Below are 25,229 nucleotides of genomic sequence, written 5' to 3' on the forward strand. Positions count from 1 at the left end.
GGACCGAAAAGGAGACCCGCCCATGCTCGCACAAGGCGAATTCTACCAAAGAGACCGCGACAGGCATCCGCCCGCTCTGGCGCGAGACTACAAGACGTCCGTATCACGGTCGCCGCAATATTCACTGATCTCGCTGCAAAACTCGGCCAGCGAAATCACCGGCCCCGCCTTTGGCCACAACGATGTCGACCCTTTGGACAACGACCTGATTTACAACTACGCCCAGCCCGAGCAGAGCGCTATCGGTGAACGGATCATTCTGCATGGCCGGGTACTCGATGAAAACGCCCGTCCGATGTCGAATACTCTGGTCGAGATATGGCAGGCCAACGCCGGTGGCCGCTACCGCCATAAGAAAGACACCTATCTGGCCCCCATCGACCCGAATTTCGGCGGTTGTGGGCGGACACTTACGGATGAAAACGGCTATTTCTACTTCCGCACGGTCAAGCCGGGTGCCTATCCTTGGCGCAACTATGTCAATAGCTGGCGGCCGGCGCATATCCACGTCTCGGTCTTTGGTACAGCTTTTGCTCAACGCCTGATTACCCAGTGCTATTTCGAGGGCGATCCACTGATCCCGAAATGCCCGATCGTCAACACGATCCCCGACCCCGAGGCGATCGAGCAGTTGGTGGCGCGGCTTGACATGAACGCGACCATCCCGCTCGACACCATTGCCTACAAGTTCGACATCGTGCTGCGCGGGCGCCGGTCCACCCTGTTTGAAAACCGTCTGGAGGGGAACTGATCATGGCACAGGAACTTCACTATCTCAAAGAAACTCCTTCACAGACTGCCGGGCCCTACGTCCATATCGGGCTGGCCCCCGGTGCTGCGGGATTTGATATCTACGCGCAGGAACTTGGCTGGGACATCGCCGGTCCCAATGCCAGGGGCGAGCGTATTCGGGTCGAGGGGCTGGTGGTCGACGGCACCGGATCTCCGGTCAAGGACGTGCTTCTGGAGGCGTGGCAGGCCAATGCCGACGGAATTTATGCGCATCCCGAACATAGCGGTGACGTGGAAGAGGGCTTTCGCGGCTGGGGCCGTGTAATCACCGATTTCGAAACCGGCGAGTGGGGGTTTGACACTGTCAAACCCGGGCCGGTTATGGGGCGTTCCGGCAAGCTGATGGCGCCGCATATCAATCTGTGGGTTGTGGCACGCGGTATCAATGTGGGCCTGAACACGCGACTTTACTTCGAAGATGAGACCGAAGCCAATGCTCAGGACCCGGTCATCAACCTGATCGAATGGGAACGCCGCCGCGCCACACTGATCGCGAAACGAGGCGAGCGGGACGGTCAGATCGTCTATCGTTTCGACATCCGGCTTCAGGGTGAGGATGAAACGGTCTTCTTTGACATCTAAGGCCCCAACCGTCCGGGCCTGACCCGGGCGGTTTTCGTACTTCTTTGAGGAATTTCAAGATGACCAAACCCTGCATCATCTGCGTTGCGATCACTGGATCCCTGCCCACCAGAGAAAACAACCCGGCGGTGCCGATAACCGTCACCGAACAGATCGAAAGCACGCATGCAGCGTTCGAAGCCGGCGCTTCCATCGCACATTGCCATGTGCGCAACGACGACCAGACGCCCAGCTCGGACCCCGAGAAATTCGCCCGCCTCAAGGAAGGGCTTGAAAAACACTGCCCCGGCATGATCGTGCAATTTTCCACCGGCGGTCGATCCGGTGCCGGTCAGGCCCGCGGCGGCATGCTGCCTCTGGCGCCTGACATGGCATCGCTGTCAGTTGGTTCGAACAACTTCCCGACCCGTGTCTATGAGAACCCGCCTGATCTGGTGGACTGGCTGGCCGGAGAGATGCAGAGCCACGGGGTGAAGCCAGAAATCGAGGCTTTTGACCTCAGCCATATCCATCAGGCCGTGGCGATGAACCGGGACGGGCGGATTTCCGGAAAGCTCTATGTCCAGTTCGTGATGGGTGTAAAGAACGCGATGCCGGTGGATCGCGACGTCTTTGATTATTATATCCGGACGATGGAACGTCTGGCCCCTGATGCCGAATGGTGCGCCGCAGGGATCGGACGGCATCAACTGACCGTCAACGAGTGGTGCATCGCCTCTGGAGGACACACCCGCACCGGGCTGGAAGACAACGTGCGCCTCGACCGCGATACACTTGCCCCCTCAAACGCGGCGCTGGTGCAACGCGCAGTGGAGCTTTGCGAGAAATACGAACGTCCGGTAGCGACCTGGCAACAGGCGCGCGATATACTGGACCTGAAACCGGCAACCGGAGACAGCCGATGACCACGCGAAACATCCTTTGCGCCTATAGCGGCGAAGAGGCCGGGCTGAACACCCTCGACTATGCGCTCAAGATCGCCCGTCACCACGACGGCTGGCTGACTGGCGTCGTACATCACGGACAGCCGATCTTGGAATCCCGGTTTGCCGGGCAGTTGCCAAAAGAGGTCATCGACACCCTGCACGAGGCGGATGCACAGCGGGTTCGGGAAATCTCGACTGTGTTCAAGCGCGAGGTCGAACGCGCCGGATTTGCCGAGAGGGCAGAATTCGTGGAGGTTGACAACATCTCGGAATTTGCGCTCAGCAAGTTTGCACGCAGCTTTGACCTGATCGTGACCGGTGTTCAGACCGACAACACGCAAGAGGCCCATCTGGCCGCCAATCCGGACTTACTTGCCCTGCGCAGCGGTCGACCGGTTTTGGTGATCCCGGACGAATACAAAAGCGACACGCTGGCCAGCCATGCAGTCGTCGCTTGGGACGGCAAACGCTCTGCCGCGCGGGCTATGGGCGACGCGATGCCGGTGCTGGAGGAGAAGGCCAAAGTGACCATCCTGTCGGTCGGCAAAGTAGCGCCCGAGGGAATGGACCGCGTGCTACTGAACCTAAAGCGACATGGGATTGATGCTGAGACAATCGTAAAACCGCGCCATCACTCCATCGGGCAAACCATTCTTGAAACAGTATCGGAACTGGACGCGCAGCTGATTGTCATGGGCGCATACGAGCACAGCAAGTTCAGCCACGACTTGTTTGGGGGGGCGACGACGGACGTGATGGGAAAAGCGAAAGTCCCTGTGTTCATGTCGCATTAAGCCATGACAGCAGACGTATTTTTCCACCCTTGGTTGAGCGGATTATTCGGTGATCCCGAAACGGCGGATCTGATATCGCCACAGGCCCAACTGACCCATATGCAACGGGTCGAAGCGGCCTGCTCCCGAGCACTAGGAGAGTCCGGGGCGGTTACGCAGGAACAGGCCCGGATGGCAGCGGATGCCATCGAGGCGGCCCCGGTTGCGATGTCGGTACTGCGTGACGGTACGGCACGGGATGGCGTGGTCGTGCCCGCTCTGGTTCGCGCCCTAAAAAGGGTAATACCCCCAGAGGCCCACGACGCTGTTCATGCGGGTCTGACTTCGCAGGACGTAATCGACACTGCTCTGGTGCTATCGTTGCGAGACGTGTGCGAACTGTTTCGCACACGATTGGACATCCTCGCGCAGGATTTGCAGCGTCTGAGCAACACCCACGGCCTGAACAGCCTAACCGGCCGAACCCGCATGCAGGCGGCTCTGCCGATCACGGCCGCCGACCGACTGCGCGTCTGGTCCGACCCTTTGATCCTGCATGTCGAACGTCTCGATCAACTGAGGCCCCGGCTGTTGCAGCTGCAACTGGGCGGGGCTGCCGGGGATCGTAAAGCCCTTGGCCACTTTGCCGGGAAAGTAAGCGCTTTTATGGCGCACGCACTACAACTTGAAAACCCCTCTGACTGCTGGCATTCAAACCGCGAGTCGGTGGCCGAGTTTGCGAGCTGGCTGTCGCTGGTATCGGGCACGCTGGGCAAATTGGGGCAGGACGTTGCGCTGATGGCCCAACAGGGGGTGGATGAAGTGGCGCTGAGCGGCGGCGGCGGCTCTTCGGCTATGCCGCATAAACAGAACCCGGTTCTTGCAGAACTCTTAGTGTCTTTGGCCCGGTACAACGCGACACAGCTGACCGGAATGCATCAGGCGCTGGTGCATGAACAAGAGCGATCAGGTGTGGCCTGGACGCTGGAATGGATGATCCTCCCTCAGATGATCATGGCAACTGGCCGTTCCCTGACCGCGGCCCGCGAACTGGCGCAGCGGATCGAACGGATCGGCGACCCGAAGGGATAAGCTCAGGTTGAGCGTTCAGCCGCCGGACTGGTTCCTGCGGAATCTCACTGAATCCTCCATCAGTCGGATCAGATCGGCAGCGGTCCGGTTCGCCGGTGTGGCGATGCCGAGTTTGTCGCCCATCGCGGCAACCGCGCCGTTCAGAGCATCGACCTCAGTCGGACGCCCGCCATTGCGGTCCTGCAACATTGACGGTTCATGGTGCAAGTGATGCGCATAGGCATGCGCCATAAGCGCCTCAACGCGCTCCAGACTTGCTGCCACCGCCGAACCCCGCGCAACAGCTACCGCCTCTGCCGCCACGCGGCTGGCCAGGGCGCGCCCGGTGGCGGAACTGCCGATGGAACCCGGGGTCGCGTTGGACAGCGCGCACAACGCGTTCATGGCGCAATTGAAAGCCGCCTTTTCCCAGATCGCCACCTGAATATCCGGGTCCGGTGCAGCTTCGATCCCCCCTCGCTGCATGGCTTCGGCCAGCGCATGCAGCAGCGGTCGGTCCTGGCCATCCAGCGCATGAAACGCCGACTTTGCAGGCCCGTGGGATTCGACGCGACCCGGGCCTAGAAACTCTGCAGGAGTCATCGTCATCCCCAGCAGAATGTGGTCCCGCGGCACATGGGCGGCAATGCGTTCCGCATTACCGATCCCGTTTTGCAGACTCAGCACAGTCGCATGTTGCAACAGCCCGGCCACAGAAGTCAGAGCCGCCTCTGTGTGGAAAACCTTGGTGAACAGCAGGACCACGTCTGTCGGCCCGTCAAAGGCGTCGGGCCGCATGGCCGGAAGGCGCAAGGTATGCGTGCCGTCATCCAGATTGACCTGCAACCCATCCCGATTGATGGCATCAAGGTGCGCTTCGTTGACATCCAGCAGTGTCACTTCTGCTCCGCCCCGCGCGAGGCGGGCGCCAAAGACCGAGCCCATGGCGCCCGCACCCAGTACAGCAATTTTCAAATTGTCACTCCCTAACCAGCGAGAACTCGCGGCAACCACAAAGTCAGCGCCGGGAACAGGATCAGGAAACCAACCCGCACAACTTCGGCCCCGAAAAAGGGCAGGACGCCAATAAATGTCTCACGCATCGGAACGTCGCGGGCCTGCGCCGAGATTATGAACACGTTCATCCCCACCGGCGGCGTGATCAGGCCAAGTTCCACCACTATGAGCGCTAATATCCCGAACCAGATCTTCAGGTCCTCGGTATCCATGCCAAAGGGCGACATTTCGGCAGTGGCGTAATCACCACCGTTCATCTCGACCAGCACTGGCCAGAAGAATGGCATCGCCAGCAGGATCATCGACAGGCTGTCCATCAGACAGCCCAACACGATCAGTGCCAGTAGAAGGATCAGCAACGTCGTCATCGGCGCCAGCCCAGACGCCGCCATGAATTCGGCCATCGCCTGTGGGACACCGCCGCGAGACATGAAGATCTTGAGCAGTTCCGCCCCAAGCAGGATCAGATAAATCATCCCCGCGGTTCGCGCGGTTTCCAGCAGCGCCTCGCGGCTGTCCAACCATGACAGTTTGCGTCGCAACAGGCCAAAGATCGTCACCATCACGACGCCGACAGCTGCCGCCGGAGTCGGATTGAAAAAGCCTAGATAGATACCTCCGATCACTACGCCAAAGACCAAACCCACCGGCAGAACGTTCAGTGTGGCGGTGATGAATTCTTCGCGCGAAGCCTTTTCGCCTCGGGGCCCCGCGTTGGGCCAGACCATTACGTAGATCAGGATGGTCAGGATGAAGAACAGGACGGCGATCAGTCCGGGGATCAAAGCCGCCATGAACATCGTGACCACGTTGGCCTCGACAATAATCGCATAAACAATCAGCACCACCGAGGGCGGGATCAAGATGCCCAGAACGCCGCCCGCTGCAATTGTGCCGGTACCCAGACGAGAGGAGTACTTGTACCGTTTCAGTTCAGGCAGCGCGACGCGGCCCATAGTCGATGCCGTAGCCAGCGACGAGCCGCAAACAGCCCCGAACCCGGCACAGGCCGCGATCGCAGACATGGCCACCCCGCCGCGCATCCAGCCCAGCCAGGCATTCGCGGCCCTAAACAGATCGGCGCTGAGCCCAGAACGTGAGGCGACCGCGCCCATCAGTACGAACAATGGTACAACCGACAGATCGTAAACCGAGAACTGCCCGTACGCGAGGTCCTTGAGCTGGCTCATGACGATCATCGGGCCATTGAGGATGGCGATGCCAACCCCACCTACGGCGATCATTGCATAGGCAATGGGCAGCCGGATCGCGATCAGAAAAATCAGGGCCCCGAGGCCCAGCATGCCAATGGTGATGCTGTCCATGTCAGTAGGCCTCGCTTTGCCGTAGTTTCGACAGAGCCTCACCCAAAGTGATCAGCGAGGCCACAAACAAAAGGAACAGAGAGATCAAGGCAGGGACAAAGGCCCACCAGATCGGAATTTCCAGGATACCGGTGAATTCGGAGTATTCCCGGTAATCCTGCAATCCGGCGCTCATGCGCCAGATCATCAACGCGGCAAAGGCCAGCGCTATGAGACCTGCAAACACCGACATCAGGGCAATGGCCCGCGGGCTTGCCCGCATGGTGAAGATATCCGCCGACACGTTCGCCCCGACCAGTTGGCAATAGGGCAGGAAACAGAACACGGCGATAGCCGCCCCCATCTCTGTCAGCTCGAAATCACCCGGGAACGGCTTGTTGATGATTGCCCCGGCCAGGATCGACCAAGCATTCACCAGCACGACTCCGATCAGGACAAGACCACCCAGCAGTGCCCACCCGGTTATGGTGCGGCGGGCGAGGCCGACCAGCCCCGCCTCCTTGGTGTTTGCAGCCCCCGACATGGCTCAGTTCGTCGCCATGTTTTCGGACACCAGCTGTACTGCATGGTCATACAGCGCCTGACCGTCGATTCCCTTTTCGGCCATCTCTTCGATCCAGCGAGTCACTACCGGCGCCATCGCGGCCTCGAACTCGGCCCACTCCGCATCGTTCAACTGAATATGCTCGTTGCCAGCCTTAACTGCCAGCCCGATGCCAAACGCTTCAGCGCCATCCCAGATTTCACCAACCTCTGCGTGCCATTCGGGACCGGAGTTATCAATGAAGATCTGCTGGATATCCGCCGGAAGGCTGTCCCAACGCGCCTGGTTCATGACAACCGAGAACGAGGTGGTTCCAAGGCGCTTACCTCCCGGACCTTCGATCTGGTATTTGGTCTGCTCCTGAATTTTCAGCGGTGGAATAATCTCGAACGGGATCATCGCGCCGTCGATCACCTTTTTCGACAGGGCGACCGGGATCTCACCCACCGAGGTTTTCACCGGACTCGCGCCAAGCGCTTCCAGCACCCAGGCGCCGGTGCGCGAGGGAATCCGCATTTTCTTGCCTTCCAGATCAGCGGGCGAGCGTACCTCGTCGGACACCATATGCAGGGCTTGACCGCCATGCACATGCTGGAAAAGCGCGGTCATACCCTTGAAATCCTGGCTCAGCTCATCGGCATACATTTCCTGCATCGCCAAATTCACGGCGGCACTGCTACCTTGATGCACGCCAGGCAGTTCAAACACTTCGGTACGCGGGAATGACCCGGCCGCATAGGCGTTCACAATCCAGGCCATGTCGACCACACCGTCACGCACCTGACGCGGCAATTGCGGCGGCTTGCCTCCCAGTGTCATCGAAGGGAAAATCTCGATGCTGATACGCCCGTCCGAGGCTTCCATGATCCTTTCGGCCCAGGGCTCCAGCATTTGACTGTGTGCCGGTGCCTTCGGGCTCAGGAAATGGTGCAACTTGAAATCGAACTCAGCCGCAGCTGAGGCGGTGGCACCCGCGGCGGCGACGGCGATGCCAAGGGCGATCGCCTTGGTTTTTGCAACAACGTTCATTGGTCTTCTCCTCGTAGACTAGCTTTGACTTCCCCTCGCCGACGTAACCCGGCGACCTCCCAATCAGCTTTACCCGTTCACACCCGGATCAGGCAGTGAACAGTGCTTTGACCTCCTCCGGCACAGGACAGGACATAATCCCCTTGCCATCTTCGCTCCGTTTTACCAGAACCCGCTTTTCGAACCCTTCCACGGCCAGTGTCTCTCCCCGCAGCAGCTTGTGTTCGACATCGAAACTTGCCCGCCCGAAACGAGTGATCCGGGTTTCGATGGTCACCTCCTCCCCATAGCTTGAGGGGACATGGAACTTGGCCCGTGTGTCAACCATCGGAAATCCGACAACGCCGTACCGGCCCACCAACTCGGGCTTCGGCAAGCCGGCTGCCTTGAAATGGTTGGCGGTCGAAGCGTCAAACCACGCGAAGTAACGCGGATAAAAGACGATGTCGGCTGGGTCGCAATCGCCCCATTCGATCAAGACGGTCCGGCGGCTGGTTAGCATGTCGGATCTCCCGGAATCGGCGCAATGGCCCGTTTCAGTTCACCATAGTTTCCCTAGCGTACGAGGGAAAATGACTTTTCATCGTATTTGGTTATCATTTCTAGCAACAAAGTGCAGCAACCTGACGCGTTTGGCATCGCTGTGAAGCAACGTTCACGCTAAACGGCCTGTTTCAGGTTGGGAATTGGGGCCGCGACCGGTGATCCATTATCGAGGGCCTGGTCGAGCTTGGCATGGCTGTCGTCGGCTAGCGCCGCGCCGATGGCCGCGCGCAGAGCTCCTGCAGCTTCGCGCTCGGTCCCGTCGCGCAAGGCGGGCAAGACGATTCCGGCCATGATCCTGTCATAGGCGGACTTACCTCTCAACAACGTGTCGGAATAGCCTTTTAAAACCCGGGGCAGCTCTGCCAAGCCCGCAGCAAACTCGGGGGCACGACCAAGCGCCGTGGTCATCGCGCTCATCCAGTTCTCGATGGCGTGCTGTTCGTTCGCAAACCGGTACGACCGCCGCCGCATCCGGCGGAGGCTCGCCACGCCGCGCAACATCCAATACCCGGCAATCCCGTTCGACCGGACATGAATACCCTTGCCGAGAAACGGAAAGGAGCCACCGTTTTCGACCCGTTTCATGACGCGCGCGCCCAGCGATACCGGCAGAATGTCGGCAATCTCTTCGGCGCGCGGCTTCATGTATTCGGTGATGGTCAACACTTGACCTGGTTTCAGCTGAGCCTCGGCATGGATGCGTTCGAACCGTTCAGGCCGGGTCTTCAGATCGGCAACCCGCGCCACATCCTCATACGCCATCCACAATGCCAGACGGCGGCAACCTTCCTTGACCGCGTGCAGGGCCTGGTGGTTCGACAGGTCGGCGGCCGTCAACAGCTGATCAACCCGATCCAGATATTCTTCGCCATACTGCGCGTCCTGATAGTCCGTACAGCGGTCATGGCCATGCCCGATCACGGCACTCAGGTCGTCAGGCAGGTGCGACAGGTCCCGAGGGCTAATCGGCCTCGGGGTGATTTCCGCCTCGGGCTGCACTTCTATCCTTTCTCCGGCTTGCAGCTTTCGTACCGCGGCACAGGCAGTGTCGAACCCGGCAAGGCTGGCCGCCGCCGATTTACCGGTGCCGAACACTTTGCGGGAATGATCCAGGTTCCAAGGCAGAACCCCACTGCCCGCCAGCGCGCCGAACATGGTGGCACTGACGAATGTGCCATTGTCCGTTGCCATCTGCCCCAGATCGAGCAAGTAGCTTTCTTTCGCCATCGCCTCAGCGGTGCGGCGCACGTTCTCTTCGGAATAGCGGCCATCGCCCATCGCGATCTTTTCTGCGGTCGAGTAGAACCGTGCGGTCGAGCTTATGAGCGTCGTGACTTTGGGCGAGACGTATCCCGCTGCCATTGCCCGCGCGCTTTCAACCAGTTCGCTGGACAGAACCACATCCACCCGACCCGGCATGGGAACCAGGCTGAGCACGGGCGTTTCTGCCGTCGCAGGGGCGATTTCGATGTAGTAGCTGGTGGACCCGGTGCGCTGCGCCACTCCGGGGACGGATGTGGCCTGTGCGACCAACCCGGCGTCGCGTGCGGCACCAACGATCCAGTTCATCAGCACCCCACCGCCCTCGCCGCCAAGAGCGGCCAGCAGGATACGAAGCGGCGGGGTCTGTGTGTATTGCATGCTCATGCGGCTTTCACTCCGGTCATCAGGCTGCGGAAGCGGGCTTTGGTTCGGTCCCACCAGTTTGGGTTAGACACGATCTCGGCCCGCCAGAACGAGGGGCACAGCGTGGCGGCATGGGCTACCTCACCGCACAGCCCGCAACCGACGCAGCCATTGTTCACATGTGCCACCGGATCGGTTTTCAGCGGATCGGTCGATGATTTGATCGTCAGCGTCGGACAGCCCGACAGACGGATACAGGAATGATCGCCGGTGCAGGTGTCTTCGTCCACTCCGAACCGGGTACGCGCAACCCGTTCGCCGGCAGCCAGGGCCTTGGCGCGGATCGGCTTGATCCGGCGTTGGCGTTCCAGCTGACATTCGCCCTCGGCTACGATCACCTTGAGTCCATCGAATTTGGTGCTGAAAGCGTCCTTGAGCGTCTCGCGCATTTTGGACACATCGTAGTTATGCACCGTGCGGAGCCACTTCACTCCAACACCTTTCAATGCGTCTTCGATGGTGGTTTCGCCATGGGTGGCACTTTTCTCGGCCGAGGCCAGCTTCAGCGTCTTGTCCGGAGAAGAGATCACCTCCTGCGTGCCTGTGGCCGAGGTATAACCGTTCTTCATGATGACAAGGATACCGTCCCCGCCATTCAACAAACGCGACGTGACCCCGGACAAAAGTCCGTTGTGCCAGAACCCCCCATCGCCCATCACGGCGATGGGGCGTTTCTCTTGAAAGCTCGCCACTGACGAGTTGGAAGCAAGGCTCATACCGTAGCCCAAAATGGAGTTGCCGAAGTTGAACGGGGCAAAGGTGGCAAAGGCGTGACAGCCGATGTCGGCGGAATAGTGGACTTTACCGATTTCCTGCTCGGTCAGTTTCAGGGCTGAAAAGAAAGGCCGTTCCGGGCAACCGGTGCAAAAACCGGGCGGACGCGGCGGCACTGGATCGGCCAACAGTGCCTTCGCCTCAGACCGAAGCTCTGCGATTTCCTCGGCATAGCTTACGTCACCCAGGAGGTTGCCGACATTTGGCAGATGCTGACGCAGGAACTTGCCCACCCCGGCGCCCATGACTTCGGAAGTGTATTCCCCCGCCATCGGCAACACATCCTTCCCCGCCAGTATCACAGTCGATCCGGCGCGGCGCAGGATTGTGCCGATTTCATTCTCAATGTATTCAGGCTGACCCTCTTCCAGAACCAGTACCGCGCGTTTGTCTTCCGTGAACTTCAGGATCTCGTCGGGCACCAACGGATAAACCACGTTCAAGGCCAGGATCGGCAGCTCGCAATTACCGTGCGCATCCGCAAGCCCCATCTCGGCCAGCGCGCGGATCAAGGCGTTATATAGCCCGCCCTGCACAATGATGCCCATATCCTTTTGCGCCCCATCAAACCATTCGTTCAGCTTGTTGTCTCGGATGAAGTCACGTGCGGCCTGCATGCGCTCGCCTGATTTCAAACGCTCATGGCCAAAGGTGACAGGCGGGTGAGCCAGTTGGTCGTAGTTGTGCGGCGCAGGTTCCGACAACACCTGCTTCATCGAAATCGCGGGCGCAATGTTGTCCTTGGTTTGAAACGCGCCTTGAACATGGCAGGCGCGGATGCGCAGCTCCATCATCACCGGCGTATTCGACGCCTCGGACAGTTCAAAGGACTTTTCGACACAATTAACAATGCTGGGCAGGTTCGGGCGCGGGTCCATCAGCCACAGGGTCGATTTCATCGCATACGCATGGCTGCGTTCCTGAATGACACTGGACCCTTCGCCGTAATCCTCGCCGATTACGATAAGAGCCCCACCCATGACGCCCGGCGAGGCCAGATTTGACAATGCATCAGCGGCCACATTGGTGCCGACGATGGATTTCCAAGTGACTGCACCCCGCACCGGATACATGATCGACGCCCCCAACATGGCGGCGGCTGACGCTTCGTTGGTGCAAGGCTCCACATGCACGCCCAATTCGGACATTTCCGGAGCTGCCTGAACCATCACGTCAATCAGGTGAGACACCGGAGAGCCCTGATAGCCACCGACATAAGAAACGCCCGATTGCAGCAACGCTTTGGTGACCGCGAGAATCCCTTCGCCGTGAAACGTCTCACCGTTGCCGAGTTTCAGCTTTTCAATTTCCTTCGAGAATGAAACTTCCACGGCTGTATTCCTTGTCGTCTGGCGTTTTTTCTGCCGGTCCGAAACCGGAGTTGCCGAAACTATCGCGACAAAGTAATTATGCGTCCAACGGATATTCCGAATGGACTATATTCACGATGTCAATAAATCTGCGTACACTGGATCTTAATCTTCTCCGCGTTCTAGTAGAGCTGGGTGAAACCGGTTCGGTTTCCTTAGCGGCAGCGCAACTTGGCCTAAGTCAGCCTGCCTCCAGCAATGCTCTGTCCAGACTACGTCACGCTCTGGGTGATCCTTTGTTCGTGCGGTCACGCACAGGGATGGTGCCAACACCATTTGCCGAGCGGATCATTCCAGATGTCCGGCGCCATCTGGATGGGCTCTTCGAATCTCTTGGCGAGGGGAGCGAATTTGATCCTGCCAATTCCAAACGAGTGTTTCGCCTGTCGTTATCGGGATTGGGGGAAACCGTGTTTCTGCCGCAATTGGCCATTCGGGCGCTGCGGATCGCACCGGGCATCAAGTTGTTCAATCACTCGACTCCGCTGCCAATGCTGGCTCAATCATTGGAGGATGGCGATGTAGATCTCGCGATTGGCATGGTCAATATCCGCGAGCGGGGTATTCGGACGGTTACTTTATTTGAAGAAAGCTATGTGGCGATTGTCGGTAAAGGGTTGGATCGGCGCCCAAAAAATTTGGATGAATTGAGGAAGGAAAAGATCGTTCTTTCTGTTCCCGAAGCAACTTACGCCAAAGATATCAACGATTCAATTTCACGCCTCGGTCTATCTGGCAGCGTCGTCCTGCGCGTAGGATACTTCGGAGCCTTGCCCCAATTGCTGTCGCAGCTTGACGTCGTGGTCATCGCTCCTCGGCAATATGCCAACGATCTCAGAAGAACACATCAGATAGAGGTTTTGCCGTTTTCAATTTCGAAGACAGCCGCAAGCATCAAAATGGTCTGGCATACAAGAACAGAGTCGGAATCCGCCTGCGTCTGGCTTCGGTCTCAAGTTGCCGACCTGTTTTTGACATCAAAGTCAGACCTAGAGGGCTCAGTATAATCACGCAGCGCTCGGCGACAGTAAGCAGTTGTGTCGAAAATTTCGGCTTCAGATTGTCGAGAAAGGTATTTCGATAGTTTGCAATCGGATCTGCCCCGTTTCAGCAATTCGCAGAATTGGCTGTTTAACCCGTTAGCCCGGCGAAGTTTCTACGGTCAGCAACAAACTTCGCAACAGACCCTTCCGGTGTCTATGTCGCTAACTTTCGGCTCCGACGCCTCAGTGCTAACGGCGTCTCGATACTCGAACGAGGAGGGCAGTGACAATCTCATTCAAAGGCGCACAATTTCCAATGGACGTGATATTGCACGCGGTGTCCTCATATCTGCGTTAATCAGTATCGTACCGGGATCTGGAAAAATTCTCGCTGAGCGAGGCATTTCGGTTGGTCACGCAACTATGAACTGTTGGATCGTCAAAAACGCACCATTGATCGCAGACTGAGCATGTCGTCAGAAGCGTTGCTGCGAACGATTCTGGCGAATGGACTAAACCTATGCGCGCGTCAAAGGAGAATGGGTCTACCAATACTAAGCGGTCGACAAACTCGATAAGACTCTTGATTTCATGCTGTCTAAACGGCAGGAACAAACCTGCTGCGACGAAATTCTTCGCACGAATGTTGGAATGCAGCGGTCTTTCGCGAAATATCGTCATAGACAAGAACGGTGCGAACACCGCTGGTATCAAGACCATCGACAAGATGCTGAAGGGCTTTGGTTGCCCAATTCCAGTCGAGATGGTCAGGCGGAAGTATCTGAACAATCTCGTCGAGCAGGACCACCGTTTCATCAAACGGCGCACTCGACCGATGTTGGGGTTCAAAGCGTTTGCTTGAGCAGCGGCAACGCTGAACGGAATCGAAGTTGCTAACAAGGTCTGCAAAGGTCAACTCACGCCTGGACTCTGCCCGTTTCAGCAGTTCGCCCGATTGGCAGGATAATCGGCTCATCAGCCGCAACTGTGCTGCTCTCAATGAAGTTTGCGACAAAACCCAACCAGACGGTACCCGCCAAAGAAACAACGAGGCGGCACAATCGGTTCCGACGCTGCCAACCGGCAGTAAGGGGGATCAGAATTTGAGCAAGAGGCGGATTGTGCTACCTTCTGTTGTGAGGAAGCAAATATGGAGACTGCGAAGCAACGCTTACAACTCCTCTGCCTCATCATCCTGAGCTTCCTGTCGGCGGACCGGTTAAACGGCCAGGTTGATATGGCAGACGTACCTGAGAACCGGGTGTTGCACACGGTGATCGAGGGGCCAATTGGCCCGGCAACCGTGCGTCATATTACGCGCGTGCTAGAGTATTCACGAAATTCGCCGACGTCCGCGGTTGTATTGCAACTCAACACGCCCGGCGGGCTCGCCGACGCAATGCGCGAGATAATATCGGAAATACTGCTGTCGCCGGTACCGGTGATCACCTATGTCGCCCCGCCCGGTGCCCACGCGGCCAGCGCGGGCACTTACATCATGTACGCAAGCCATGTCGCAGCGATGGCGCCGGGAACGAACCTTGGCGCGGCCACTCCGGTTGCGATTGGAGGTATGCCTGGCGGTTTGCCGGAACAACCGCTCGACGAGGCGGATGAAAAGGACAAGAAAGCCAAGAAAGAGGCTGAGAGCGACCCGCTAGCGCCAAAGGATGCCATGTCGGCCAAAGCCACAAATGATGCCGCTGCCCTGATCCGCAGCCTGGCCGAAATGCACGGGCGCAATGCGGATTGGGCTGAACGCGCCGTTCGGCAGGCCGAGAGCTTGTCGGCGGAACAGGCACGCGAACTGAATGTTATTGATCTGATTGCCGCAGATCTCAGCGCGCTTCTGCGGGATGCGGACGGGCGCAGCGTGGTGATGGGTGAATCCCGACTGACTCTGGATGTCTCCGGTCAGCCTGTTGAGCGGATCGAGATGGGGACGGTCACCCGGATTCTCAGTATTCTGTCGAACCCAAATGTGGCGCTGGTTCTAATGATGCTTGGTGTTTATGGCCTGATATTCGAATTCTGGAACCCCGGTGCGATTGTTCCCGGCGTTGTCGGCGCAATATGTCTGACGCTGGGGCTTTATGCGCTCAATCAGTTGCCGCTCGACTATGCGGGGCTGGCCCTGATCGGACTGGGCATCGCCTTTATGGTGGCCGAAGCCTTTTCGCCAAGTTTTGGAGTGCTGGGTCTTGGCGGGATTATCGCCTTTTCGCTGGGGGCCGCGATGCTGGTGGACACGGATGTCGAAGCCTACCAAATCTCGTGGTGGCTGATCGGGGTCATGGCGCTGGTCAGTACGTCGATCCTGGCCGTGCTTCTGGGGTACACGGTCCACACCTACCGACAAGCGCCGGTATCGGGTTCGGCCCGCATGCTGGGGGCGCCGGCCCGTGTGCTGGACTGGTCCGATGGGACTGGCTTTGTCTGGGTCGAGGGTGAACGGTGGCAAGCCATGGGAATACCCGATCTCCGGCCCGGACAGGACGTATGCGTTCTGGGGATCGACGGTCTCACATTACAGGTTGGGCCAGAGACCGGAAAGAAATCAGATGCTGACGGAGGAGCATGATGATGGAAGTATTCCAGTTCGAATGGATCGCCTATCTCATCGCGCTGGTGCTGGTGTTCCTGTTCCTGCAGGCGGCGATCTACATTTTCCGGGAATATGAGCGCGGGGTTCTATTCACGCTGGGGCGGTTCACGCGGGTCTCAGGGCCGGGATTTGTCCTGATCATTCCAGTTGTGCAGCAGCTTGTACGTACCGACCTGCGCATGTTCGTCGAAGATGTGCCCAGTCAGGATGTGATCAGCCGCGACAATGTTTCGGTCAAGGTCAACGCGGTCATCTATTTTCGCATCGTGGACCCACAGCGCGCGATCATAAACGTGGCCGATTTCCGGGCCGCCGTCAGCCAATTGGCGCAGACCACCTTGCGGTCGGTCCTGGGAAAGCACGAGCTGGACGAGATGCTGGCGGAGCGTGACAAGCTCAACGCTGATGTTCAGGAGATTCTGGATCGCCAAACGGATGCCTGGGGCATCAAGGTCGCGAATGTCGAGATCAAGCATGTGGATATCGATGAAAGCATGGTTCGCGCCATTGCCAAACAAGCCGAAGCTGAACGCCTGCGCCGGGCGCGGGTTATCAATGCGCAAGGTGAGTTTCAGGCGGCGTCGAAATTGGTGGAAGCTGGCAAGCTTCTAGCGACCCAGCCAAACTCGATGCAGCTGCGCTATTTCAACGCCCTCAATGACATTGCCGCCGACGGTACGACGACGGTTGTGTTCCCGCTGCCCATCGATCTGCTTCCAAAAGCGCATAAGAAAGACGAATGAGGCGCATGTGACCACAGCGAAAACCGGAAAAACGGCGATTGTCCTCGGGGGTACAGGGTTCCTCGGGCGCCGGGTGGTTCAGCAATTGCAGGGCAGGGGGTTCGCCGTCGGCGTCGCAACGCGATGTCCGGACAAGGTCGCCCGGTTTGGCAATGATCCGGACGGTGGGGTCCGTGTGGTTCATTGTGATTTGAAAAGCCCCGATACAGTGCAAAGCGCGTTGCAGGGCGCTACTGTGGTCGTCAATTGCATTGGCCTCTATGTTGAAACCCGGACGGACACCTTTCGGGATGTGCATGTCGGCGGAGCCCGCACGGTCGCCGAAACAGCGAAGTCAGTTGGTGCCCGCTGTCTGGTGCATATCTCGGGGATTGGAGCTGACCGAGCCTCTCCATCCGCCTATGTTCGCGCCCGTGCGGAAGGCGAAGATGAGGTCTGCCGTGCCTTTCCGGAGGCCACGATATTGCGACCCAGTGCCATGTTCAGCCGCAGCGGCGCGTTTTTCGGGGAGTTCGACGCGATTGTTCGGCGCATGCCTGTTCTTCCGTTATTCGGTGACGGTAGCGTTCGGTTGCAGCCGGTTGATGTGGGCGATGTGGCCAAGGCGGTGGCTTCCATTTCGGAAATTTCCGGGCCCCGCGGACACGTTTACGAGCTGGGCGGGCCGGATGTGTTTACCTACAAGGAAATACTGCAACGATTGGCGCGGCGCGGTGGCAAAAATCGGTTGCTGCTGCCGGTGCCGTATTGGTTCTGGTGGTCTCTTGCCGCAGCGTTGGTCGTATTCCCCAGACCGCCGATCACACCTGCTCAGGTCGCGCTCATGCAGCGGGATAACGTGGTCGGCGGGAATGTTGCGACTTTTTCCGATCTTGCGATCAATCCGCAGTCCGCCGTCGGCTTGGGTCTGGTCTGAACGAACCACAGTGTCCGCACCATTGTTGACACCAGATCGGGGCCCTGTGCGGCGCGTAGCTTTTCACGGGAAAACCGTGAAGAACGGCGTTTCGGAGCCGCGGTTCCGACCGACCGCAAGAGAGCGCGATCCGCCGCTCCGGAGCTGCTAAAGGGTAGCTTGCATATTCGCAAAATGGGCATGAACAGATGGTTCGGGTTCGGCCCGACGACACCCAACACCGAGAAATCCTTGTTAAAAAAGGCCATTTGAGGCACAATTCATTGGTACATTGAACATTACCACAATCCGAATTCCGGCTGTATCGGGCCGGATTGAAAACGTACGTCGGGAGTCGACGTCGATGGAACAGGGGTTTTTTCTGATATTTGCAATTGGGGCCGTGGCGGCGGCCCTGGGGGTGGTGTTGGCGCGCAGTCCGATCCACAGCGCGGTGGCGCTGATGGCCTGTTTCGTCAATGTCTCGGCAATTTTCGTGCTGCTTCAGGCGCCGCTTCTCGCGGTTATCCAGATCTTTGTCTATGTCGGGGCGATCCTGGTTCTGTTTCTGTTCGTGACCATGATGTTGGATATCCGTGAAGCAACGCTGCGGCGGTTCCTGCCAGGAAGCAATTTCGCCGCTTTTGGACTGGTGGCGCTGTTAGGGGTTGAGATGCTGGTCCTGGTCCTGCTGGGCAGGCAATTCCCGGAAACCGTCGCGGGGACTAGAACCGGAGGAGAGATCCGCGAATTGGGCACAACGCTGTTTGCGGACTACCTGCTGCCCTTTGAGGTGGCCTCGGTCATCCTGCTTGTGGCTCTGGTCGGTGCCATAGTGTTGGCGCAGAAGGAGTCGCGCTGATGGTGCCGCTGTCGTGGTATATTATTCTGGGTGTGATCCTGTTCGTCGTCGGCGCAGCCGGAGTTCTTGTGCGGCGCAACGTTTTGGTGGTGCTGATGTCGCTGGAGTTGCTACTCAACTCGGTCAACATCAACTTCATTGCGTTTGCTCATTTCCACGACGATTTCCGCGGTCGTATTTTCGCGATCTTCATCATCGCGATCACCGCGGCGGAAGTTGCCATCGCTCTTGGCATCCTTGTCGCCCTGGTGCGAAACAAGGCCACGCTGAAGGTCGATGAAATCACGATCATGCGAGGGTAGGGGTGGAGGCGGTTCTTTCCATAAGGCCGCTTCTGGCCATCGCCGTCGCCGGATTGGCATCGGGGCTGGTTTTTTACCTCCGTGACCGCATCGGGCCACGAGACCTCGTGTCGCCCGTGGCTTCTGTGGTCCTGTTTGCTCTGGTTGCGTCGATGGCGCCCCGGGTTCTGTCGGGCGGCACCTATGAACTCGTTCTGTTCGAAATCCTGCCGGGGGTCGATTTTGCGTTCCGGGTGGATGCGCTGGGGATGGTGTTCGCCACCATTTCCTCGCTGCTGTGGATTTTTGCTTCGATCTATACCGTCGGCTACATGCGCAGCCTCGGTGAACATGCGCAGACGAGGTTCTACATTTGCTTTGCCTCCAGCCTTGCCGCCGCTGTAGGAGGAGCGTTTGCAGCCAATCTCTTTACGCTGGTGATCTTCTACGAAGTGCTGAGCCTCGTAACTTATCCGCTGGTCTATCATCACGAGGACGACGAGGCCTGGGAGGGCAGCCGAAAATACCTCGTCTACCTGATGGGCGCATCAAAAAGCGCTTTGCTGGCAGCCATTGCACTGACCTACCACCTGGCGGGCACGCTCGATTTCGTGCCGGGCGGATTGCTGGCCGGGTCTGAGGCCGCTCCGGTCCTGCTGACGATTGTCTATTTCTGCTACCTCTTCGGGTTCGCAAAGGCGGCGTTGATGCCGTTACATGCCTGGCTGCCCGCCGCGATGGTGGCCCCAACCCCGGTCAGCGCGCTTCTGCATGCCGTGGCGGTGGTTAAGATGGGGGTCTTCTGCGTATTGCGTGTGGTGTTCGATGTTTTCGGCACCGGGTTGATGGAGGCGCTGGGGCTGGCAATCGCTACGGCCTATCTGGCCTCTTTCACCATTCTGACAGCCTCGATATACGCCCTGACCCGCGACGACCTGAAGGCGCGGCTGGCCTATTCCACCGTCAGTCAGCTTTCCTACATCATCCTCGGGGCAGTTCTGTTTTCACCAATCGCAATGGTCGGCGGTGTCATCCATATCGCTGCGCATGCCTTCTCCAAAATCACGTTGTTCTTTTGCGCGGGGTCAATCTATTGCGCCACGGGCAAACGGAAGATCAGCGAGATGGGCGGCATCGGGCGGCAACTGCCCTGGACCATGGCCGCATTCTTTGTAGGGTCGCTCGGCATGATCGGCGTGCCACCGGCCGGTGGATTTGTGTCTAAATGGTATCTGGCATGGGGGTCTGTCGAAGGGGGGCAATTCGTATTTCTGGTCGTGCTGCTGGTCAGCTCAATCCTGAATGCGGCCTATTTCCTGCCGGTCAGCTATATTGCCTTCTTTGGCAAGGAGCCGGATGGGGAAAACCACGTCCGTGAAATCCCGCTGGTCACGGTTCCGCTGATCGCAACAGGGGTTCTGTCGCTTTTGATGGGTATTTTCCCGGGTTATTTCATCACATTGGCAGAGGAGGTGGTCAGATGATCGCTCGTATCGTCGGATTCTTCGGCAATCCGAAATATGCCAATCTCCGCCTTCGCCTGTTCTATCTGGTGCTGACCCTGATCGTCGCGGCGGATTTCCTGGTTCCTCGTGAAAATGTTGAATACCTGTGGGAACGGCTGCCGGGCTGGTCGGCTGTGTATGGGTTCGGCTCCTGCGTGGTGATCATTTTCGTTTCCAAGTTCCTCGGTCATCAGGGCGGGCTTATGCAGCCCGAAGATTACTATGACTGAGTTCCTGCACCCAACAATTCTGTTCTTTGCCGGAGCTCTGGTGATTCCGTTTCTGAACGGAACGATCCGCAAGCTCTGGTTGCTGTTGATCCCGGCCCTTGCCGTTGCCGCCGTTGCGATGTCCCAATCAGGCTCTTATGGCGAGGTCCGGTTTCTGGGGCAGGAGTTGTTGATTGCACGGGTCGACAAGCTGAGCCTTGTCTTTGCAACCGTTTTTACGATCATGGCGCTGATCGGCATGATCTATGCCCTGCATCTGACGCGACCGGGCCAGCATGTCGCAGCCTTCCTCTATGTCGGCTGCGCCCTGGGGGTAGTGTTTGCCGGCGATTACCTGACGTTGTTCGTGTTTTGGGAGGGCATGGCCTTTGCTTCGGCCTATCTCATCTTCGCCGCAGACGGTGAACAGGCGGTGCAGGCCGGGTTCCGCTATCTGATGGTGCATCTCACTGGGGGTGTCGCGCTTTTGGGCGGGGTAATCCTGCACGGGGCGGCGACAGGCTCGGTTTTTTTCGGCCCGATCGGGGGACCGCTAGGGGCCGCTGCCTATCTTATCCTGATAGGTTTTACCCTGAACGCCGCCGTGCCGCCCTTGAATGCCTGGCTGACGGATGCATACCCCGAGGCCACCGTCACCGGCGCAGTGTTCCTGAGCGCCTTCACCACCAAGACCGCCGTCTATGTGCTGGCCCGTGGATTTCCGGGGACGGAACTTCTGGTCTGGTTCGGCACCGCGATGGCGATATACGGGGTGATCTACGCGGTGATGGAAAACGATTGCCGCCGCCTGCTGGCCTATCACATCGTCAGTCAGGTGGGATACATGGTGGCCGGTATCGGTATCGGAACCGAAATGGCGTTGAATGGCGCGACCAGCCACGCCTTTGCCCATATCCTGTACAAGGCATTGCTGTTCATGGGGGCAGGCGCGGTGATCTATGTCACCGGGCGGCGCAAACTGACCGAACTTGGCGGGCTCTACCGGACTATGCCGCTGACTGTGATGCTCTACATGATCGGAGCTTTTGCGATCTCGGCCTTCCCTTTCTTTTCGGGCTTCGTGACCAAGTCGATGGTGGTGTCTGCTGCCGGGTACGATCATCGGGCGGCAGTAATGTTGCTGCTGACTCTGGCGTCGTCGGGGACATTTCTGCATACCGGCCTGAAACTGCCCTATTACATGTTCTTCGGCAAAGATTCCGGCCTGCGCCCGCCTGAGCCGCCACGCAACATGTTGGTCGCCATGTCCATCGCCGCGGTGCTGTGCATCTGCATTGGCGTCTACCCCGCGCCGCTTTATGCGCTGTTGCCGTATGAGGTTGATTATCACCCCTATACATGGGCGCATGTGAGCGAAAGCCTCGGCATCCTGATGTTCACAGCGCTTGGCTTTGTGTTGTTCCTGAAGGCGCTCGATCCCGAGGATACGGTCAGCATCGACACCGACTGGTTCTATCGCAAGGGCGCGCGGGCGTTCATGCGCTTCGCTGAAAAACCGTTCGCGCGCTATGAACAGGCGGTAAGCACGGTGTCGGAAAAATCGCTACTGCCCTTCATGCACCGCTCGGCGCAGGCAGGGCTTCGAGCCGATCTTGGCGGGGTCGATGCAATTGTGAACGGCGTTGCCCGCAGTGTCCTGCGCAGCGGCGAGCGGCTGCGCAGGGTCCAGACCGGCATCGTGACCCATTACGCGGTGGGAATGATCGCGGGCGTCATCGCTGCCATCGCCATTTTCGCCGTTGTGTGGCTTTAGGGGGTGGCATGGGGTTTCCGCTGCTCAGCCTCATCATCTTCCTGCCGGTGGCGGGGGCGGTTGCTGTTCTGTGTATGCGGGATGCGAAGACGATAAAATGGACCGCGCTTGCCGTCACGCTTGTCGATTTTGCTCTCTGCCTGCTGCTGCTGCTGGGTTTCGACACCTCCACGCCTGAGATGCAGTTCGCCGAGCAGCGGAATTGGATACCCGCGTTGGGGATCAAATATGCGGTGGCGGTTGACGGGATATCGGTACTGTTTGTCTTTCTCACTGCGCTTCTTGGCTGGATCTGCGTTCTAGCGTCATGGAACGCCATCGAGACGATGGTCAAATCCTTCATGGTCAGCCTGCTAGCGATGCAGACACTGATGCTGGGAGTCTTTTCGGCGCTCGATCTGTTTCTGTTCTACGTGTTCTGGGAGGCGATGCTGGTGCCGATGTACGCGATCATCGGCATTTGGGGTGGCGAGCGGCGCGTGTATGCGGCGTTCAAATTCTTTCTTTACACATTGGCGGGCAGTGTGCTGTTCCTGATAGGAATCATCGTGCTGTATTTTCAGGGCGGCAAGACCTTTGACATTCTCGCCCTGATGAACGCGGATCTGGCGTTTACCACGCAAGCCTGGCTGTTCTTTGCCTTCCTCATCGCCTTTGCCGTGAAAGTGCCGATGGTGCCGGTGCACACCTGGCTGCCGGATGCCCATGTCGAGGCGCCGACCGCAGGCAGTATCATTCTGGCGGGTGTTCTATTGAAGATGGGCACCTACGGATTTCTGCGTTTTTCACTGCCGATGCTGCCCGAGGCGTCGGTGTATTTCTCCACCTTGATGCTGGTTTTGTCTGCAATTGCGATTGTCTACGGAGGTTTGCTGGCGCTGGCGCAGGATGATCTGAAAAAACTGGTGGCCTATTCCAGCATCTCGCATATGGGCTTTGTCACGCTCGGTATCTTTGCCTTGAACAGCCGGGGGGTGACGGGTGGTATTCTGCAGATGTTCAACCATGGCATCACCACCGGGGCGCTATTTCTGTTTGTCGGGCTGATGTACGAACGGACGCACAGCCGCAGCATCGCTGATTATGGCGGGCTGATGAAAATCGCGCCGCTATGCTCCATCTTCCTCGGGTTGTTTACGTTGTCATCAATGGCGCTGCCCGGGTTGAATTCTTTTGTCGGCGAGTTGCTTATTCTGTCAGGCGCCTTCGCCGCAAATCCGCTGCTGGCGGGTATTTCGATCCTTGGCGCCGTTCTGGCAGCTGCCTATCTGCTGAGCATGTTCAGGCGCGTGGCTTTAGGCACTGCGCGGGTCGGCGAGCGGTTCGATTTCTGGGATCTTGACCGGCGCGAGATTACCGCGATCCTGCCCCTTGCCATACTGGTGATCTGGATTGGGCTTTATCCGAAACCGTTCCTTAGCATCATCCAGCTTTCGGCCGATCACTTGCTGACGCAGGTGTATGGAGAGGGGGGTGCGGAGTGAATCAGACCCAACTCCTCCAGTCGGTTCTGGCCAGTCTGCCCGAGATCGTGGTGATCACCGGGGCCTGTGTTCTGCTGATCCTGAGCCTGTTCGTTCGGCCCGAACGCGGGTATTTTCTGGATCTGGCCGCGATTGGTGTGGTTCTTAGCGCTGCCGCACTGACCTGGGCCTTGGCGGATCAGAACCTGTTGGTCTATTCTGGTATGTTCGCGTCCGATCACTTCTCGGCCTTTTTCAAGGCCATCTTCTACATCGCCACCGTGCTGACCCTTTTGCTGTCGCGCCGCTATGTCGAGATCGAGCGGGTCCAGCGCGGAGAATACAATGTGCTTCTGCTGTTCGCGCTGTCCGGCATGATGATCATGGCCTCGGCCACCGATTTGCTGTCCATCTATGTCGGGCTCGAGCTGATGGCGCTTTGCACTTATGTGCTGACCGGGCTGCTGCGGCGCGACGTACGTTCGAACGAAGCGGCGCTGAAATACGTGATCCTGGGTGCGGTTTCGACGGGTGTGTTCCTGTACGGCGTGTCGTTGATCTATGGATTGACCGGCACCACGGATCTCGATGGCATCGCCGCCGCCGTAACCGGCAGCCAGCGCGATCCCGGTCTGCTGTTGGCGGTCGTGTTCATAGTTGCCGGATTGGTTTTCAAGGTCGGCGCGGTGCCGTTTCACATGTGGGTTCCCGATGTTTACGAGGGCGCACCTACTCCCATTACCGCCTTCATGTCCGTGGGGCCCAAGGCGGCAGGGTTTGCTGTAATCCTGCGGGTTGTCCTGAACCCGTTGCTGGCGTCGACAGAGGTCTGGATCGTCGTTGCCGTGATTGCTGTCTTCACAATGGCCCTCGGCAGTTTCGTGGCACTGGTGCAGGACAACATCAAACGCCTGCTGGCCTATTCCAGCATCGCCCATTCCGGCTTTGCGCTGTTGGGCATCGTAGCAGGCGGCCCGGACGGTGCGGCAAGCGTGATGCTATACCTGTTGATTTATACCTTCATGAATATCGGTATGTTTGCCGCCATAATAGCTATGCGCTCTGAGACAAGCCGGGGCGAAGCCATCGATGACTATTCAGGACTTTCCAGATCGCATCCCGCGCTTGCCTTGTCGATGTTACTGTTTCTGTTCGCATTGGCCGGTATTCCGCCTACGGCTGGGTTCTTTGCTAAGTTTTATGTGCTGATCGCGCTGATTGAAGGGGGGCACGTGGCGATTTCCGTCATTGCAGTGCTGCTGAGCGTGATCGCGGCCTATTTCTACATCCGTATCGTCATGGTGATCTACATGCGCAAACCGGCGGGAAAATTCGAACTGGCGTTTACGCCCGGTCTGAAGCTGACGTTGGCGATTGCCGCCCTAGGGACCATCGTGATCGGCGTTCTACCCGCGTGGTTCCTCGAACTGGCACAAGTGTCGATTCCGGGTGGATAAACTGGGGCCAGACACAT

23 protein-coding genes and 1 pseudogene are annotated in these 25,229 nt (G+C 58.4%); 17 read left to right on the forward strand and 7 right to left on the reverse strand.

Annotated features, from left to right (window positions below; translation table 11 throughout):
- Positions 1-22: 22 nt before the first annotated feature.
- From pcaH to AC2TDA_RS17080, 5 genes are read left to right on the forward strand one after another with little or no spacing between them, the layout of a single operon-like run.
- Complete coding sequence (gene pcaH / locus AC2TDA_RS17060; RefSeq protein ID WP_480879914.1) at positions 23-751, forward strand: protocatechuate 3,4-dioxygenase subunit beta; 729 nt, start codon at positions 23-25, stop codon at positions 749-751.
- 2 nt (positions 752-753) lie between these two features.
- The gene (gene pcaG / locus AC2TDA_RS17065) at positions 754-1,374 is read left to right on the forward strand and encodes a protocatechuate 3,4-dioxygenase subunit alpha (protein WP_480879915.1); all 621 of its coding nucleotides are present in this window, start codon (positions 754-756) and stop codon (positions 1,372-1,374) included.
- Between the two features lie 59 nt (positions 1,375-1,433).
- A complete protein-coding gene (locus tag AC2TDA_RS17070; RefSeq protein ID WP_480849842.1) occupies positions 1,434-2,279 on the forward strand; it encodes a 3-oxoadipate:acetyl-CoA acetyltransferase in 846 nt (281 codons plus the stop codon).
- On the forward strand, positions 2,276-3,094 hold the full coding sequence (locus tag AC2TDA_RS17075; RefSeq protein ID WP_480879916.1) for a universal stress protein: 819 nt from the start codon (positions 2,276-2,278) through the stop codon (positions 3,092-3,094). The genes AC2TDA_RS17070 and AC2TDA_RS17075 overlap by 4 nt, the downstream gene beginning before the upstream one ends.
- A gap of 3 nt (positions 3,095-3,097) precedes the next feature.
- The gene (locus tag AC2TDA_RS17080; protein WP_480879918.1) at positions 3,098-4,165 is read left to right on the forward strand and encodes a 3-carboxy-cis,cis-muconate cycloisomerase; all 1,068 of its coding nucleotides are present in this window, start codon (positions 3,098-3,100) and stop codon (positions 4,163-4,165) included.
- A gap of 15 nt (positions 4,166-4,180) precedes the next feature.
- Here the strand turns inward: AC2TDA_RS17080 and AC2TDA_RS17085 are convergent, their stop codons facing one another.
- The 7 genes from AC2TDA_RS17085 to AC2TDA_RS17115 all read right to left on the reverse strand — a co-directional run bounded on the left by AC2TDA_RS17085 (position 4,181) and on the right by AC2TDA_RS17115 (position 12,396).
- The gene (locus AC2TDA_RS17085; RefSeq protein WP_480849836.1) at positions 4,181-5,119 is read right to left on the reverse strand and encodes a ketopantoate reductase family protein; all 939 of its coding nucleotides are present in this window, start codon (positions 5,117-5,119) and stop codon (positions 4,181-4,183) included.
- Between the two features lie 11 nt (positions 5,120-5,130).
- The gene (locus tag AC2TDA_RS17090) at positions 5,131-6,486 is read right to left on the reverse strand and encodes a TRAP transporter large permease (RefSeq protein WP_480849834.1); all 1,356 of its coding nucleotides are present in this window, start codon (positions 6,484-6,486) and stop codon (positions 5,131-5,133) included.
- Between the two features lies 1 nt (position 6,487).
- Positions 6,488-7,009, reverse strand: coding sequence for a TRAP transporter small permease (locus AC2TDA_RS17095; RefSeq protein WP_480879919.1), 522 nt, complete (start codon positions 7,007-7,009; stop codon positions 6,488-6,490).
- 3 nt (positions 7,010-7,012) lie between these two features.
- Positions 7,013-8,059 (reverse strand): TRAP transporter substrate-binding protein, encoded by a 1,047-nt coding sequence (locus AC2TDA_RS17100; protein WP_480849830.1) that lies wholly within the window; start codon positions 8,057-8,059, stop codon positions 7,013-7,015.
- A gap of 88 nt (positions 8,060-8,147) precedes the next feature.
- Entirely contained in the window at positions 8,148-8,561 is a 414-nt protein-coding gene (locus AC2TDA_RS17105) for an acyl-CoA thioesterase (RefSeq protein ID WP_480879920.1), read from the reverse strand.
- 158 nt (positions 8,562-8,719) lie between these two features.
- Complete coding sequence (locus AC2TDA_RS17110; protein ID WP_480879922.1) at positions 8,720-10,252, reverse strand: indolepyruvate oxidoreductase subunit beta family protein; 1,533 nt, start codon at positions 10,250-10,252, stop codon at positions 8,720-8,722.
- Positions 10,249-12,396 carry a thiamine pyrophosphate-dependent enzyme gene (locus AC2TDA_RS17115; protein WP_480879924.1) on the reverse strand — a complete coding sequence of 716 codons (2,148 nt, stop codon included), beginning with the start codon at positions 12,394-12,396 and terminating at the stop codon, positions 10,249-10,251. Before AC2TDA_RS17115 ends, AC2TDA_RS17110 begins: the two co-directional genes overlap by 4 nt.
- A gap of 116 nt (positions 12,397-12,512) precedes the next feature.
- Here AC2TDA_RS17115 and AC2TDA_RS17120 point away from each other — a divergent pair, with 116 nt between their 5' ends.
- The 12 genes and pseudogenes from AC2TDA_RS17120 to AC2TDA_RS17175 all read left to right on the forward strand — a co-directional run bounded on the left by AC2TDA_RS17120 (position 12,513) and on the right by AC2TDA_RS17175 (position 25,212).
- The gene (locus tag AC2TDA_RS17120; RefSeq protein ID WP_480879926.1) at positions 12,513-13,442 is read left to right on the forward strand and encodes a LysR family transcriptional regulator; all 930 of its coding nucleotides are present in this window, start codon (positions 12,513-12,515) and stop codon (positions 13,440-13,442) included.
- Between the two features lie 259 nt (positions 13,443-13,701).
- Positions 13,702-14,385 (forward strand): annotated as a pseudogene (locus AC2TDA_RS17125) (IS6 family transposase).
- A gap of 183 nt (positions 14,386-14,568) precedes the next feature.
- Positions 14,569-15,999 carry an NfeD family protein gene (locus AC2TDA_RS17130; RefSeq protein ID WP_480879927.1) on the forward strand — a complete coding sequence of 477 codons (1,431 nt, stop codon included), beginning with the start codon at positions 14,569-14,571 and terminating at the stop codon, positions 15,997-15,999.
- A complete protein-coding gene (locus AC2TDA_RS17135) occupies positions 15,999-16,766 on the forward strand; it encodes a slipin family protein (RefSeq protein WP_480879928.1) in 768 nt (255 codons plus the stop codon). The genes AC2TDA_RS17130 and AC2TDA_RS17135 overlap by 1 nt, the downstream gene beginning before the upstream one ends.
- Before the next feature lie 7 nt (positions 16,767-16,773).
- Complete coding sequence (locus AC2TDA_RS17140) at positions 16,774-17,682, forward strand: complex I NDUFA9 subunit family protein (RefSeq protein WP_480879930.1); 909 nt, start codon at positions 16,774-16,776, stop codon at positions 17,680-17,682.
- A 343-nt stretch (positions 17,683-18,025) separates the two neighbouring features.
- Complete coding sequence (locus AC2TDA_RS17145; RefSeq protein WP_480879931.1) at positions 18,026-18,523, forward strand: NADH-quinone oxidoreductase subunit J family protein; 498 nt, start codon at positions 18,026-18,028, stop codon at positions 18,521-18,523.
- Complete coding sequence (gene nuoK, locus AC2TDA_RS17150) at positions 18,523-18,825, forward strand: NADH-quinone oxidoreductase subunit NuoK (RefSeq protein ID WP_352994516.1); 303 nt, start codon at positions 18,523-18,525, stop codon at positions 18,823-18,825. The genes AC2TDA_RS17145 and nuoK overlap by 1 nt, the downstream gene beginning before the upstream one ends.
- A gap of 2 nt (positions 18,826-18,827) precedes the next feature.
- Positions 18,828-20,288, forward strand: coding sequence for a monovalent cation/H+ antiporter subunit D family protein (locus tag AC2TDA_RS17155; RefSeq protein ID WP_480879934.1), 1,461 nt, complete (start codon positions 18,828-18,830; stop codon positions 20,286-20,288).
- The gene (locus AC2TDA_RS17160) at positions 20,285-20,539 is read left to right on the forward strand and encodes a hypothetical protein (protein ID WP_480879936.1); all 255 of its coding nucleotides are present in this window, start codon (positions 20,285-20,287) and stop codon (positions 20,537-20,539) included. Before AC2TDA_RS17155 ends, AC2TDA_RS17160 begins: the two co-directional genes overlap by 4 nt.
- A complete protein-coding gene (locus tag AC2TDA_RS17165; protein ID WP_480879938.1) occupies positions 20,532-22,292 on the forward strand; it encodes a Na(+)/H(+) antiporter subunit D in 1,761 nt (586 codons plus the stop codon). Before AC2TDA_RS17160 ends, AC2TDA_RS17165 begins: the two co-directional genes overlap by 8 nt.
- Positions 22,293-22,300: 8 nt before the next feature.
- Positions 22,301-23,776: an NADH-quinone oxidoreductase subunit M gene (locus AC2TDA_RS17170; protein WP_480879939.1), complete on the forward strand. Its 1,476-nt coding sequence runs from the start codon at positions 22,301-22,303 to the stop codon at positions 23,774-23,776.
- The gene (locus AC2TDA_RS17175) at positions 23,773-25,212 is read left to right on the forward strand and encodes an NADH-quinone oxidoreductase subunit N (protein WP_480879940.1); all 1,440 of its coding nucleotides are present in this window, start codon (positions 23,773-23,775) and stop codon (positions 25,210-25,212) included. The genes AC2TDA_RS17170 and AC2TDA_RS17175 overlap by 4 nt, the downstream gene beginning before the upstream one ends.
- The last annotated feature ends 17 nt before the right edge of the window (positions 25,213-25,229 follow it).

The sequence above is a fragment of the Ruegeria sp. HKCCD6426 genome (genome assembly GCF_057221115.1).